Here is a 14,506-nt window from a genome sequence, read left to right on the forward strand (position 1 = left end):
GTGGACAGTAAATGAGGACAAGTGGACAGTAAAACTTTAGAAGTGGACAGTAAATTAAGAAAACTGGACAGTATTTTGAATAAACTGGACAGTAAACCTCTATCTTATAAAACCACCCACCTGAAAATTATCAAGAAAAGCTGGCTTAGCACGTTCAAATTGAACGATTACTAGCCAGCTTTTTTACTTTCACTTACTTTTTCCTCGCTTTTACTAGAAAACGGTGCTGTTTCACTTCAAAGTATCCATTGATTTGAATCAGTTCATGAATGTGATAAAGCTTTTCTAGTGAATCTTCGAGTTTAAACCCTGGCACCTGCCAAGGTATGGCTTCTAAGTAATAAAGTAGGGCACCTATATCATAAAAGCGCTGAACAGGGAATTCTTCTTTCGCTTCTAAGATCTCAAATCCATTTTCCAGGAGTTCATTTTCAGCAAAACGTAAATTCCAATGTAAAAATTCTTCATTAATAGGATAGCCAAGCATAGTATTAATCTCAGCACAATCTGAACCGCCGACTTGTTGTGTGAGAAAGATTCCACCATCAGTTAATGTGCGCTTTACTTCAAGTGGAGAATAGGATTCGTGTTTATTAATGATAAGGTCAAACGTCTGATCTTCAAAAGGAAGAAGATCGTCGTCACCGATCTGAAAGACTTTTACTCCAAGAGGTTCAAGACGTTCTCTTGCGATTGGAACGTTTGGCAGATACCCTTCTGTTGCACAAACTACTGCTGGAAACGGTTGAAGTTTGGACAAAAGTTCACCACCTCCAGTGCCCATGTCAAGCATCGATGATACTTTACCAATAAGAGGGGTGACCATACTGCCATAAGACCACGAGAGCATTCCACTTGCCATTCGACCAGATTCAGTTATATATGAAAAATCCCACCCTGAGAATGGTTTCTTAACTTCCTTAATATACATTTCAAAATCTACATCACGTTTCATACGTGCACCTCCGAAAGTTTATCTTTAAATGATGAGTCTATACATTTTGTTGGAGGTCCCCTAGAATAATAGCGGTTTTATTTCTCGTGCTCAAAATGATTCATAATGTTCTCCTTATACCTTTTTTAGTTTAATTCTTCAAATCAATTCCAGTTCCTTCCTAAGCTTATAAATTAGAGGGAATCTTGTCGAGTTGTCGAAAATAGGCAAAGAAGTAAGAGTGAGAATAAGGGAGTGCATTATGACACATCATGCTATGAAAATGTACGATTATCACGTTTGGGCGAACAAGGAGTTATTCCATCGGTTATCAGAACTTGGAAATGATGTGTATCATCAGACAGTGCAGAGTGTTTTCCCATCCATCTCGAAAGTAGTTTCACACATGTCCATCGTTGATCAGCTTTGGTTTCATATTATTTCAGGTATCAATATGACAGAAGCCCTCGAGATTGAAAAAGTTGAATCTGATACAAAGAGCATTGAGGAAATCATTAAGATGTTTAATGAATCAACCAATCAATATAGGGAGTATCTTAACAATCAAGTTGATTTGGATAAGATTTTAATACTGGATACGCCATGGGCGGGCCGTAGAGAAACGAGTATCTCTGAGATGTTGATGCATATCTCGACTCATGGTGTTTATCATCGCGGAAATATTACAGCTATGCTGCGTCAAAACGGTTATAGCTCAGTGACGACAGATTTAACCAGTTATTGGTATTCAGATCAATAATCCTTACTTACTAATAGCTCGATATACACCAATCAACCTTCAAAAAGGAGATGTAGATGAAGAAAATAGCGATATACGTAAGCTTTTCAATCATCCTATTGATTGGACTAGCGTACAGCGGTTTGAAGTTAAGCAGTTCGAGAGACTTTCAGTTTTTCGGAGGTTTAGTAACGAGTGCAGATACTTCTGAAAAGGTAGTTGCCTTAACATTCGATGATGGACCTACAGACAACACGAATGAAATTCTAACGATTTTAAAAGAAGAAGAAGTTAAAGCCACATTTTTTGTAACGGGAAGGGAGATAGAAGAGAACCTGAAAGAAGCAAAAGAAATTGTTGCAGCAGGACATGAGCTCGGAAACCATTCTTACTCTCATAAGCGAATGGTTTTGAAAACACCTTCTTATATTAAAGATGAGATTGAGACAACAGATGAGCTGATTCGCAAAGCAGGATATGAGGGGAAGATTCAATTTCGTCCACCATATGGTAAAAAGTTAATCGGACTGCCCTATTACTTAGATAAACATGATCGAGAAACAATTCTTTGGAACATAGAGCCGGAAACATATCCAGAAATAGCATCTAATTCTACCAAAATAGAGAAGCATGTGAGTGAAAATATTCAGCCAGGCTCAATCATTCTGCTTCATGTTATGTATGACAGCCGTGCAGCATCCATGAATTCTGTAAAGGGTATCATTACGAATTTGAAGAAAAAAGGGTATACGTTTAAAACAGTTTCTGAAATGGTTCAATAAAATAGAGGAGCCCATCTTTTAAAGGGCTCCTCAAACGAATTAATTGTTATTTAGAAACAAGTACAGGTTGATGTGCGTTAGAAACAACTTTTTGACTGACGCTTCCTAAGAAAAGCTTTTTAAATCCGCTATGGCCACGATTACCGATGACGATGAGATCGATGTTATGGCTATCCGCATATCCACAAATGGTGGCAGTTGGATCACCGTGCAAAATGGCTGTCGTTTTCTTTATTTCAGGATCAACTCTTCCTAAAGCTCTGTTTAGGATTTCTTCGCCATGACTTTGCTCCAAAATTTCTGCTTCTCTTACTTCTACAGTTGAAATCGCTACTCCGCCTGGATGTACGCCACCATACAAAGGCCGAACCATTTCATTGGTTACATAAAGTAACGTTAACTCAGCCCCTGTATGCCGTGCAATCTCATTACCATTGTGAAGAGCGGTAAAACTTCCTTCAGAGCCATCAAAAGCAACCAGAATCTTGGTATATAACATCACGTTGATTTCCTTTCTTGCAGATTTGGCAACATGTATGGAAATGTCACCTTATAAAACCTTTACCCCTTGATATTTTATGTAAACAAAATACTGATTTCCTGTCACAAATCAAAAGCCAGAATCGTCATGTTTGTAAAATCAGAAAGTAGTGATGATACATGAATACATTTGATGTGGCGATTGTTGGTGGCGGCATAGCTGGTTTGACATCTGCCGTATATTTAGCACAAGCAGGAAAGTCTGTTGTGGTACTAGAAAAAGCTAGCAAAGTAGGCGGTCGTGCACAGACCACCTCAAAAAACGGAGCACTTTTTAACCTAGGTGGGCATGCATTATATAGAGGAGGAGCGGCTGAGAAGATTTTAAATGAGTTACAAGTAAATGTATCTGGAGCTGTACCAAATACAAAAGGATATGCGATCTGGAATGGAGAACTTTTTGAATTGCCAGGATCATTAGCTGCAATGGTAAAAACAAAACTTCTAACATGGTCTGGGAAGACGGAGCTTGTGAAGGTCATGTTGAAACTTCAAACCATTTATGCCACAACTATTCCGCATATGAGTTTGCGAGAATGGGCCGAAAAGGAAATAAAGGATCCTATGGTGCGTAACGTTTTTTACGCTTTATGCAGAACATCAACGTATTGCATAGACTACCATCAACAATTAGCGAGTGCTGTCATTCAACAAGTTAAATTAGGGCTAAAAGGTGTTCTGTATGTTAACAACGGCTGGCAATCCATCGTAGAAAACCTTCGCTTAAAGGCTTTGGAAGCAGGGGCAATTATTCTCACAAACAAGACGGTTTCCTCTATTCAAATCGGAATTCAACATCAATTATATTTTGCAGATGGGGGAAGGATGGCGGTCTCAGATGTAATTCTAACAGCAGGACCTGATCAATCAATGAAACTCATAAATGAAGCAGAAGGAACATTGCTTCAAAAGTGGAGTCAACAAGCACGTCCTGTATATGCTGCATGCCTAGATGTAGCTTTAAAAAAACTACCAAGATCGAGTCATCATTTTGCGATAGGGATCGACCAGCATATTCTGTTCTCTAACCACTCTAGAGCTTGTTCATTAAGTCAGGATGGTGAGATTGTTATTCAAATGATCAAATATTTAGGGACGAAGAAAGAAGAGAGTGCAAATGTTCATAAACAAGAGCTTGAGAGTATTTTAGATCTCATGCAGCCAGGATGGAGAAAAGAACTTGTAGCTCAGCAGTTTCTGCCAAGAATGATTGTAGTACAAGACACGATTAGCGTTCAAGATAAACAATACTTCGGTCCGGGTGTACCTGAAATACCAGGTCTCTACATTGCAGGAGACGGAACGGGACATGGAGAAATGTTGGTAGACACAGCATTTGCTAGTGCTAAAAGAGCAGCGGAAGCCATTATCAAGAATGAAGGACTAAATCGTTTGCAAAGGGAGGCTTAATGGATGAATGATGTTTATCCTGATCAGCTATTTACGACGTATAGGTCACTCTTGTTTTCATTAGCTTTTCGAATGCTAGGAAGTGTGCAAGATGCGGAAGATATCCTGCAAGAAGCGTACATTACTTGGAGTGAGCAAACCATAGATCAAATTCAAAATCCGAAAGCTTACCTTTGTAAAATCGTAACTAATCGCTGCATGGATCTGCTTAAATCTGCGCGGAAACAACGAGAAACATATGTAGGGCCATGGCTCCCAGAACCACTAATAACAGACAACAAAGAAGATCCAGCATTACATTATGTGATGAAAGAATCTCTTTCCACAGCATATTTGCTGTTATTAGAACAGTTATCAGAAACTGAACGTGCTGTGTTTTTGCTGAGAGAAGTTCTACAGTATGAGTATGATTCAATTTCAGAAGTGGTTGGAAAGAGCAGTTCGAACTGCAGACAGATTTTTCACCGCGCAAAAAAAGCGATAGGAGATCATGCATCTGACCAAGTGTCACCGCCTAAAGCATCCGCATTAACTGAACAATTTGTATCAGCGGTTGTTTCAGGAAATGTTACGAGACTATTAAGCTTGCTGGCAGTGGATGCGACATTATTATCAGATGGTGGCGGAAAAGTAAAAGCGGCTGTTTTTCCAATTGTTGGGTCAGAGCGGATTTCTCGTTTTTATATGGGAATTATGGCAAAAGCGACGGAAGACTTTTCATTCAAATTTACTAACGTAAATGGCGAACCAGGAATTGTACTGTATGCCGAAAATCAAGTATTTGGTGTTCTTTCACTACAGATTAAGAATAATCTCATCCAGACTATATATTGGGTAGTAAACCCTGACAAACTAACTCATCTTACTTAACACATACATGGAGGTACAACATGAAACCCATATTAATAGATTTCCCAACAGAATTCACAACTGATCGACTGCTGATCCGCATGCCTATGCCCGGAGACGGCAAAGCGATGTTCCAAGCTATAAGTGCTTCACTTGACGAATTAAAGCCATGGCTTCCTTTCGCACATTTTGAACAAACCGAGGAAGATGTAGAAGTGAATATTCGAGAAGCACATTTGAAGTTTCTAAGCAGGGAAGATCTGCGGCTACTTGTGTTTTTAAAAGAGAATGGTAACTTGATCGCATCATCAGGATTACACCGTATTAATTGGGAAATTCCAAAATTTGAGATCGGCTATTGGTTAGATTCTCGTTATTCAGGTAAGGGATACATGACAGAAGCAGTACAGGGTATCACGGAATTTGCTGCAAAAGAGCTAAAAGCGCGTCGAATTGAGATTCGCTGTGACACACGAAATATTAAAAGTGCAGCGATTCCTGAACGCTTAGGATTCACATTAGAAGGTATTCTTCGCAATGATTCAATGGAGATTGGTTCAACTACAAAACTTCGAGATACAAGTATTTATGCAAAAGTATTTTAATAGGAGGAGAGAGTTTGGGAGTAGCTGTTTTCTTTGATTTGTATGAAACGTTGATTACGGAGTGGAAAAATGGTCGGAAGAAAGTTAAGTATTCTATTGAACCATTAGGGTTAGATAAACAAATCTTTAAAGTAGAGTGGGATCTTAGAAGAGAGCAAAGAATGAATGGTACGTTTCCAGATCATCAGAGTGTGTTAAGAGATATATTACATTCGCATGGAATTTCACCAAATTTAAAAGCTATCGAGCATGTTCACCAAGAAAGATTGATAGCCAAGAACATTCCTTTTCAAGAAATAGATTCCCGCGTTATTGAGCTTCTTCAAACTATAAAGTCCAAAGGGTTAAAGCTTGGTCTGATCTCAAACGCTGCTCCTGAAGAGGTGGATGCATGGGAAACATGTGAGTTATCTAATTATTTTAATGAAGTAATTTTCTCTTATGAAGCACGAGTTGCGAAACCACAAAAAGAAATCTATCAAATGGCTTGTGAAAAGCTTGGTGTAACTCCTGAAGAATCTATTTTTATTGGTGATGGAGGATCCGACGAATTAAGGGGAGCAACTGAAGCAGGAATGACAGCACTTCAAGCGACCTGGTTTTTACCATCTGTGATCAGTGAGAAAGCTACAGGTTATCCAAAACTCAAAAAACCACAGGACTTACTGCTTCATGAGAGCATGAAATTTAGTAAAGTCTATTAATCTAGAGCTAGCACTAAGATTATCGTGCTAGCTCTCTTTGTTTTGCATTTTTATAATTGATTTCTTTTTTATTATGATAATTGAACATTAACACATTAAGTGTTACGGCAAACAACATAATTAATATAGATGTTCCGATGACAACTTCTTTAACATTTAACCACTCACTTAAGAAACTAGCAAATAGGATGATAACGATAAGACTTATACTTTGAAAAAAACCTAACGTTGCTCCAACTCTCCCCATTTTGTTAGACGGAATACTTTGTTGGAAAAAAGTTTGGAATCCTGTGTTAGCAAATGCTGAAAAGAAACCTAGAATAATGAAGCCTATACATGCGGAAAAGAATGAATGAGAGAAGGCATAAATTCCATACCCTATACTAAGAAGCGTGGAAGCGAAGCCAATAAGGTAGGGAACAGGAAATTTATTAGCCATTACAGCGAGAATTAAAGATCCGGTTAAATAGCCAATTCCGGTTATACTCACAAGCAAACTATATTGGCTTTCTGAAAGCTCAATAATAGTTTGTGTGAAAACGACTTCTTGAGAATCTAGCGCTATGGCTAAAGTCATGATCATTTGAAAAAGGATGTATGTAGTTAAAAATGATCGTTGTTTTCTTAGAAAATCACCTACTATCCTCCAGTCATTAATCATTAATCTTATTTTGCTAGAATGGGAAGAAGAAACTCCTTGTTTATCATATAAACTTGGTAGAAAAGAAAGCATGCATGCTGATAAAAGGAAGGAAACAGCATTACACCAGATCGCAAAGTGATACGAACCAAAGTGGACGAGTGCCCCAGCGATAGCTGGTCCGATAACAAGCGCGCCAGTTGTTAGAACAGAAGCTATTGAATTATAGCGTAGCCATTTTTCTTTAGGGACGAGTTGAACAGTGTAAGCTGATGATGCTGGCTTGAAGAATGAACTGCAGAGACTAACGGCAAAAAGAACACTATAAATCATCCACAACTCTGATAAGAAGGGTATTAATGCAACAAGTAGCGCTCGCATAATATCAGTAATCATCATGATTGTTTTTTTATTTAAACGGTCGATCAAGCTGCCTGACCATAAGCTTGTCACGATTCCAGCTAGAGGGCCGATTAACCATAAACCAGCAACTGCTGCAACAGATTCCGTTTTTGCAAAGATAAATAAATTTAAAGAAACTAAGTAGATAAAGTCACCAATATATGAAATACCCACCGCAGATAACAATAGGGCGGGAAATTTCCACTCGCTGTTTAGTTTCCTCATTACGCATTCACCTGAAACGTGCAAAAGACCTTATATTCTTTTTTAGTGCTATCGCTATCATTTGTGACTTGACTTTCCCATCGAAGGAAAAGCTGTTCTAACTCTAGTAGGAACTGCTTCTTCTCTTCATCATCAAGTAAAAGGTTGGTTGAAATAGACGAGGGTTTAGTGTTATCTTCGTCAATTAATTCAAAACGAGTGGATTTAGAGCGGTAGTATTTTTCTATGATTCCGCCTTTCTTTTGTTCTTTTACAAGTTCTAAAATGCCTCCGTTAAAAAGAAGTTGGATGTGGTAATGAACAGTTCCAGCCGTTTTTCCCAGTTTATCAGCAACTTCTTTTGCCGTTAATTCCTCATCCTTCAATAAGTGGATAATTTGAATACGTGTCGCATTCGCAATTAACTTTTGTTGATCTGCTGATATGGAAAGGGAATTAGTCATTTGTTATGCCTCCTTAATCTAATTATATAAATCATTCTATTTTTTTAGAACATCTCCTTCTTTTTATTTAACAAATTTTAGGTAAAAAAGAACTACAAAGAAAATATGCCATCAGACACTATGATTTTATTTCCTATTTTTGACGCTAGTAACAACTAATTAACTTTCTGAAAATTCATATAAATAGAGTTTGAGAGGTGATATGATGTTGCATACAAAGTAAATAAAAGGAAATTGGAGGCGTGACAATGACAAAGAAGAAGTGGGTTGCAATGGGGATTGCGGCAACATTAATCGCAGGTGCGTTCGGACCATCAGCAATGGCTGCAACAGAACAAGTAAAGGTGAAAGTAAGTAGTGATTCAGGAACTCCTGCATTTCTAGCTGGTAAATTGTCTTCCAAATCAAATGCATCTGCACAAACGGTACTGTTTGATTATGTGAACAGTCATAAATCAATCTTTAAACTAGGAAAAACTAAAGCAGAAGACTCGTTCTCTATTTTAGAAAGTACGAAAGAAGCAAATGGGAATACGGTTCTAAGACTTCAGCAAAAATACAATGGTGTTCCTATTTGGGGTTATACCCAAGTGGCTCACATCAATAAAAACGGTGAACTTACCGTGATCTCCGGTGAAGTTGCTCCAGAAATGGACAAGCAATCGAAATTAAATAGCGCAAAGCAGATCAGTGGTAAAAAAGCAGTAACAATCGCAACTGCAGCACTTGGTCTAACACCGGAATTTGAGAAAAAGCCAAAAGCGGAAAAAATCGTACTGATGAAAGACGGCAAGGCGCATTATGCTTATCTTGTAAACTTAAACTATTTAACACCTGAGCCGGGGAACTGGAACTATTTTATTGATGCACAGTCAGGTGAAATCCTAAACCGTTATAATGACATGCACGAAGTAACTGGAACGAACACGACTGGAACAGGAAAAGGTGTACTAGGTGATACAAAAACACTGAACCTCACATTATCCAGTGGAAAGTATTATATGCAAGATAATACGCGTGGAAACGGGATCTTTACCTATGATATGAAGAACCGTACGTTCCTGCCTGAATTCTTCTTGCCGGGGACACTATACAGTGGAACAGACAATGTATTTGATAGCTCATACGATCAAGCAGTCGTTGATGCTCATTACTTTGCTGGTTTAACCTACGATTATTATAAAAATACACACGGACGTAATTCTTATGATAATAGAGGAGCACAAATTAAATCATCTGTTCACTTTAATAAAAACTACAATAATGCTTTTTGGAACGGTTCGCAAATGGTGTACGGCGACGGTGATGGCACGAACTTTATCGCCTTCTCTGGCGGCATTGATGTAGTTGCTCATGAACTGACGCATGCCGTAACAGATACGAGTTCAGATCTTGTCTACCAAAACGAGTCAGGTGCATTGAACGAAGCGATGTCTGATATCTTTGGGACACTAGTAGAGTATTATAACGGTAAAAATCCTGATTTTGAAATTGGTGAAGATGTTTACACACCTGCCGTAGCAGGAGATGCTCTTCGTTCGATGTCAGATCCGGCAAAGTACCAAGATCCTGATCACTATTCTGTTCGCTATACAGGAACTGGTGACAACGGAGGGGTTCATATCAATAGTGGAATCATCAATAAAGCAGCTTACCTCTTAAGTGAGGGTGGCAGTCATTACGGCGTGTCAGTTACCGGAATTGGACGAGACAAACTTGGGGCGATCTTCTATCGTATGAACACGGTATACTTAACGTCATCTTCAAACTTCAGTCAAGCGAGAGCAGCGGCAGTCCAGTCGGCAACAGATCTATATGGTGCCTCTTCACAAGCGGTAACATCGGTAAATCAGGCATTTAATGCAGTAGGCATTCAATAAATTTTGATAAGCTAGAACCATCTTTAGTGGTTCTAGCTTTTTTAGTGGGGAAATAGCGAATGTCTACGATTACCGACTCGTGGATTGGGAGCTAAAACTCGTGGATTGAGAGCCGAAACTCGTGGATTGAGAGCCGAAACTCGTGAATTGGGAGCCGAAACTTGTGGATTGGGAGCCGAAACTCGTGGATTGAGAGCCGAAACTCGTGGATTGAGAGCTGAAACTCGTGGATTGAGAGCCGAAACCCAGGGATTGCAAGCTCAATCTCATGAAATTAACCCTCATTAGCAGGGGTGCTCCTATCGATATAGAATAAGTAAACTTAGCAAAAAAGGTTAAGAACGAATGAACGTTCGTGTATATGATGGATGTAGGGTAGGTGATGGAGATGGATTATGAAGATTGCATTCAGCGGACACTTGACTATATTGAAGAGAATTTGCAGAACAGGATCACATTAGAGGAGCTTGCAGAGCTCGCTTGCTTCTCGCCTTTTCATTATCATAGAGTGTTTCAGTTTCTAGTTGGCGAATCTGTAATGGATTATGTGCGGAAAAGAAGACTCTCACACGCGGCAAAGCGATTATTGCAATCAGACGATAAAGTAATCGATATCGCTTTTGATCTAGGTTTTCAGTATCATGAATCGTTTAACCGAGCTTTTAAAAAACATTATGGCCGATCACCGCGAGAGTACCGTAATGCATCCGTTCATCCCGTCTCACTTCATCAAAAGACTTACCTTAATATAAACCGTTATATAGGAGGAATAAACATGGAAATGAAAATCATTAAAAAGCCAGCTTTCCACATCATCGGGTATGACTTAAACACACGAAACACAGATGGTCAAAATAATGTAGATATTCCAAAGTTTTGGCAGAATTATATTCAAAATAAATTAGGAGAAAAGATTCCAAACCCTCTAAACAGAAACCAGGAACTAGGATTATGCACAGAGTACAATACAGCAACAGGTGAGTTTGTTTATATGATTGGAATGGAAGTGGAGAAAGGTACACCTGCTCCAGAAGGGATGTCCTATAGAAGCTTTCAAGAGATGGAGTACGCTGTCTTTACAACACCAAAAGCCTCAGAGGAGAATTTCGTGCAATCGATCCAGCAAACGTGGGTTGAAATCTTCTCCAAATGGTTCCCAGATTCAGGATATGAGCATAACGGAAAGTTAGAATTCGAGCTTTACGATGAACGCTGCTATGGAGATGAGAACAAACAGATCGACATCTACATCCCGCTCGTTAAGAAAGCTGAAAAAGTGAAATAAATGGTGTTACGCCCTTTTTGCGAATGAGCAGAAAGGGTTTTTTGAATCTAAAAAAATGGAATTTTGTGTTAAACTAATAATCTGAATATTAATGAAAATCTAATTTGATAAACGAGGAAGGATACATCAAAATGAAGTTTACGATTGACCAAAAAGTATTTAGTAAAGCTCTTTCTGATGTTGGAAGAGCCGTTTCTCAAAAATCACTCGTTCCTATTCTTTCAGGCATAAAGGTTATAGCAGAAGATGAGGGGATAACGCTCATTGGAACAAACTCAGATATTATCATCAAACGGTTTATTTCTAGAGACGAAACTTCCCGAAATATCAGCATTGATCAAACAGGGAGTGCAGTCGTTTCAGAGCGATATTTTACAGAGCTCATTCGCAAGCTACCTGCAGACGTTGATATTGAAGTAGCTGATAAACAGGTGGTAAAGGTTAGATCGGGGGACATTTTTACTCAATTGAATGGGTTTCGAGCGGACGAATATCCACAGTTACCTGAGATCAATGGAACAAACGCAATCCCTATGGACGCAAAAGAATTAAAAGAGGTCATTAGACAAACCGTTTTTGCTACAGCTAAAAATGAAACGAGGCCAGTCCTTACGGGTGTTCATTTTATGTTTTCAAACAACCAGCTTACGACCGTTGCGACTAATTCACAACGGTTAGCATCTAGAATAAATGATGTATACGTAAAGAAAGAGACCTCATTCATTGTTCCAAGCTCCAGTTTGAATGAACTTGTAAAACAAATCAGTGATTATTCAGGTATCGTAAAAATCCACTCTGCAGACGGATACATCCTTTTTGAAACAGATCAGGTTTCTTTGTATTCTAGATTGATTTCGGGTCAGTATCCGAATACATCCAAACTCATTCCGAATGAACAAAAAACAATGTTGAGTTTAAATAAAGAACGTCTCGAAAAAGGAATTGAACGGGCCTGCTTATTTGCTGGTGAATGGAAAAACAACAATATTACGTTAAGTATTAGAAATCATAAACTTTGCATCTCATCAGGCTCTTCTGAAATGGGGCAAATACAGGAACTACAAGAAATTTTAGACTTAACAGGCGACGCCGATCTCAAGATTTCGATCGATGGTCACTTTTTAAAGGAAGCTTTACATACGATTAAGGACGAAGAGATCAACATAAAATTCAACGGCGCAATGAGACCGGTCGTAATTGAATCTACACATCAAGAATCAACATATCTTCATCTGATCTCACCAGTTAGATCCTATTAGGGAGTGTGGTACATGATACAAAAAGATGGAGAATATCAGCTACTCATTAATGAGATAGGTCATTGGATTAAAATAGAGGGGAGCTTAAATAAAACGATTCCCTTAGTGATCATCCATGGAGGCCCGGGAGGCAATCATTATGTTTTTGAGCGGACTGCAGGGCCAAAGCTTGCTGAGGAGCGAACAATTATTTACTACGAACAAAGAGGTTGCGGCAGAAGTGAACGACCACACTCTGATGATGCTTATGCAATTGAATTACTAGTAGAAGATTTCTATTGCCTAGTGAAGCAGCTCGGAATCAAGAAAGTAGATGTATTAGGTTATTCTTTCGGAGGTGAATTAGCGTTAGAAATGGCTCTTACTTATCCAGAAATAATCAATAAAATCGTTCTTTCAGCTCCAAGTTTAATGTTTTCGGATTCCGTTTTTCAAATTCAGATACAAGGTTTTAAAACCATAGGTGATGAAAGATTCTTAGAAAGAATGGAGAAGGTACTAAGTCAAAATCTACCCATAAAAGAAAAATGGGAAAAAGTTTGGTCAATCGCTGATTCGGAAGTAGTTGATCGTTTTTTATTCGAAGACCAAAATGTAGCGAAGAATAACAGACGGTTATGGGAAGACAGTGGCTTAAATAATACAGGGAAAATGATGGTGGCCATTCAAAAGAATCCCCCGTCTCCCCCTCTTCAAAAACGATTAAACCAAATTAAGCATCACACGCTTATCTTAACCGGTATCCACGATCGAAATACGGGTTTGAAGATATCAAATATTATTAAACAAGAACTATCGAACAGTAAGTTAGAGAAATTTAAAAACAGTGCGCACTTTCCAGATTTAGAAGAAGAGAAAAAATTTGTAACAACGACATTAGATTTTTTAAGATAGGGGTCACAGTATGTTAGATATATTGGATACGTCGAAAGTTAATAAAAAATTGATTAATAAATTCTTTCAAAAGCACTGGGGAAGTCCGGAGATGGTGATTTCCAGTGGCACATTTAATTGCAATGAACTTGATGGTTTCGTTGCTATTAATGAGATGGGTGAAATAGTAGGTCTCCTTACATATATCATACATAAAAATGTCTGTGAGATTATTTCTTTAGACAGTACTTTAGAAAACAAAGGAATTGGTACAGAGCTTCTAAAAAAAGTTGAAATACAAGCTATTAATCAAAAAGTTATACACGTAAAAGTAACGACTACGAACGATAACATAAAGGCATTGAGCTTTTATCAAAAAAGAGGTTATTGTTTAACTAACCTTCTTCCAAATGAAGTAGAAAAGGCTAGGAAAGTAAAACCCGAAATTCCTCAAGTCGCAGACAATGGCATCCCTATTCGAGATGAAATCGTGTTGAGTAAATGCCTTCAAAGGAGTATTTAAGGATGGTCGACATAGAAGAGAAAATCACATTTGTTACAGACGACAAGGATGTGTCTGTTTCAAAATTTCTATCTTTAGTGAATGCTGTATGGCCAGGTGATTACCATGAACAGTCTACAGTAGAGGCATTAAAAAGAACATTGAACATTACAGCATGGGATCATGAGAAACTCGTTGGCTGTGTTCGAATTCTAACTGATGGCTATTTCTTTGGAACCATCACTGAAATTCTTGTTAGGCCAGACTATCAAGGCAGGAAGATAGGCAAACATCTAATGGAAATAGCTTGGGAACAAAGTCCAACATCCCTCTTTATAGGTGCTCAGCCAGGAAAAGAACATTTCTTTGAAAAGTTAGGTTATACAAAGTCCATTCAATCTTTTCAAAAGAAAAAACAAAGAAATAGGTGAAAA

At 38.4% G+C, this 14,506-nt stretch carries 16 protein-coding genes; 12 read left to right on the forward strand and 4 right to left on the reverse strand.

All coding sequences use genetic code 11. The features are described 5' to 3' along the window. Positions 1-193: 193 nt before the first annotated feature. The gene (locus tag I5J82_RS02445) at positions 194-955 is read right to left on the reverse strand and encodes a class I SAM-dependent methyltransferase (protein WP_198766512.1); all 762 of its coding nucleotides are present in this window, start codon (positions 953-955) and stop codon (positions 194-196) included. A gap of 241 nt (positions 956-1,196) precedes the next feature. On the opposite strand from I5J82_RS02445, the gene I5J82_RS02450 reads away from it, so the two are divergent. Together I5J82_RS02450 and I5J82_RS02455 are read left to right on the forward strand one after the other, a co-directional pair. Further along, the gene (locus tag I5J82_RS02450) at positions 1,197-1,694 is read left to right on the forward strand and encodes a DinB family protein (protein ID WP_198766513.1); all 498 of its coding nucleotides are present in this window, start codon (positions 1,197-1,199) and stop codon (positions 1,692-1,694) included. Positions 1,695-1,750: 56 nt separating this feature from the next. Next, positions 1,751-2,455 (forward strand): polysaccharide deacetylase family protein, encoded by a 705-nt coding sequence (locus I5J82_RS02455; protein ID WP_198766514.1) that lies wholly within the window; start codon positions 1,751-1,753, stop codon positions 2,453-2,455. 46 nt (positions 2,456-2,501) lie between these two features. Here the strand turns inward: I5J82_RS02455 and I5J82_RS02460 are convergent, their stop codons facing one another. Next, positions 2,502-2,954, reverse strand: coding sequence for a universal stress protein (locus tag I5J82_RS02460; RefSeq protein ID WP_198766515.1), 453 nt, complete (start codon positions 2,952-2,954; stop codon positions 2,502-2,504). A gap of 161 nt (positions 2,955-3,115) precedes the next feature. Between I5J82_RS02460 and I5J82_RS02465 the strand changes: the two genes are divergently transcribed. From I5J82_RS02465 to I5J82_RS02480, 4 genes are read left to right on the forward strand one after another with little or no spacing between them, the layout of a single operon-like run. Next, complete coding sequence (locus tag I5J82_RS02465) at positions 3,116-4,405, forward strand: phytoene desaturase family protein (RefSeq protein ID WP_198766516.1); 1,290 nt, start codon at positions 3,116-3,118, stop codon at positions 4,403-4,405. Between the two features lie 3 nt (positions 4,406-4,408). Further along, positions 4,409-5,275, forward strand: a complete 867-nt coding sequence (locus I5J82_RS02470; RefSeq protein ID WP_198766517.1) for an RNA polymerase sigma-70 factor — start codon at positions 4,409-4,411, stop codon at positions 5,273-5,275. 20 nt (positions 5,276-5,295) lie between these two features. Beyond that, positions 5,296-5,859, forward strand: coding sequence for a GNAT family N-acetyltransferase (locus tag I5J82_RS02475; protein WP_198766518.1), 564 nt, complete (start codon positions 5,296-5,298; stop codon positions 5,857-5,859). A gap of 14 nt (positions 5,860-5,873) precedes the next feature. After that, positions 5,874-6,563 carry an HAD family hydrolase gene (locus I5J82_RS02480; RefSeq protein ID WP_198766519.1) on the forward strand — a complete coding sequence of 230 codons (690 nt, stop codon included), beginning with the start codon at positions 5,874-5,876 and terminating at the stop codon, positions 6,561-6,563. A 19-nt stretch (positions 6,564-6,582) separates the two neighbouring features. On the opposite strand, the gene I5J82_RS02485 is transcribed toward I5J82_RS02480, so the two are convergent. Continuing rightward, positions 6,583-7,830, reverse strand: coding sequence for an MFS transporter (locus tag I5J82_RS02485; protein WP_198766520.1), 1,248 nt, complete (start codon positions 7,828-7,830; stop codon positions 6,583-6,585). After that, the gene (locus tag I5J82_RS02490; RefSeq protein WP_198766521.1) at positions 7,830-8,273 is read right to left on the reverse strand and encodes an ArsR/SmtB family transcription factor; all 444 of its coding nucleotides are present in this window, start codon (positions 8,271-8,273) and stop codon (positions 7,830-7,832) included. The genes I5J82_RS02485 and I5J82_RS02490 overlap by 1 nt, the downstream gene beginning before the upstream one ends. A gap of 248 nt (positions 8,274-8,521) precedes the next feature. Here I5J82_RS02490 and I5J82_RS02495 point away from each other — a divergent pair, with 248 nt between their 5' ends. From I5J82_RS02495 to I5J82_RS02520, 6 genes are all read left to right on the forward strand, one after another. After that, positions 8,522-10,153: a M4 family metallopeptidase gene (locus I5J82_RS02495; protein WP_198766522.1), complete on the forward strand. Its 1,632-nt coding sequence runs from the start codon at positions 8,522-8,524 to the stop codon at positions 10,151-10,153. 388 nt (positions 10,154-10,541) lie between these two features. Next, positions 10,542-11,438, forward strand: a complete 897-nt coding sequence (locus I5J82_RS02500) for an AraC family transcriptional regulator (RefSeq protein ID WP_408610373.1) — start codon at positions 10,542-10,544, stop codon at positions 11,436-11,438. Positions 11,439-11,569: 131 nt separating this feature from the next. Beyond that, positions 11,570-12,697, forward strand: a complete 1,128-nt coding sequence (gene dnaN / locus I5J82_RS02505) for a DNA polymerase III subunit beta (protein WP_198766523.1) — start codon at positions 11,570-11,572, stop codon at positions 12,695-12,697. A gap of 12 nt (positions 12,698-12,709) precedes the next feature. Next, entirely contained in the window at positions 12,710-13,591 is an 882-nt protein-coding gene (locus I5J82_RS02510; RefSeq protein ID WP_198766524.1) for an alpha/beta fold hydrolase, read from the forward strand. Between the two features lie 10 nt (positions 13,592-13,601). Continuing rightward, positions 13,602-14,093, forward strand: coding sequence for a GNAT family N-acetyltransferase (locus I5J82_RS02515; protein ID WP_198766525.1), 492 nt, complete (start codon positions 13,602-13,604; stop codon positions 14,091-14,093). 2 nt (positions 14,094-14,095) lie between these two features. Then, positions 14,096-14,503, forward strand: a complete 408-nt coding sequence (locus I5J82_RS02520; RefSeq protein ID WP_233096384.1) for a GNAT family N-acetyltransferase — start codon at positions 14,096-14,098, stop codon at positions 14,501-14,503. Positions 14,504-14,506: the final 3 nt, after the last annotated feature.

This window comes from Fictibacillus halophilus, assembly GCF_016401385.1.
GTDB classification, from domain to species: domain Bacteria; phylum Bacillota; class Bacilli; order Bacillales; family Fictibacillaceae; genus Fictibacillus; species Fictibacillus halophilus.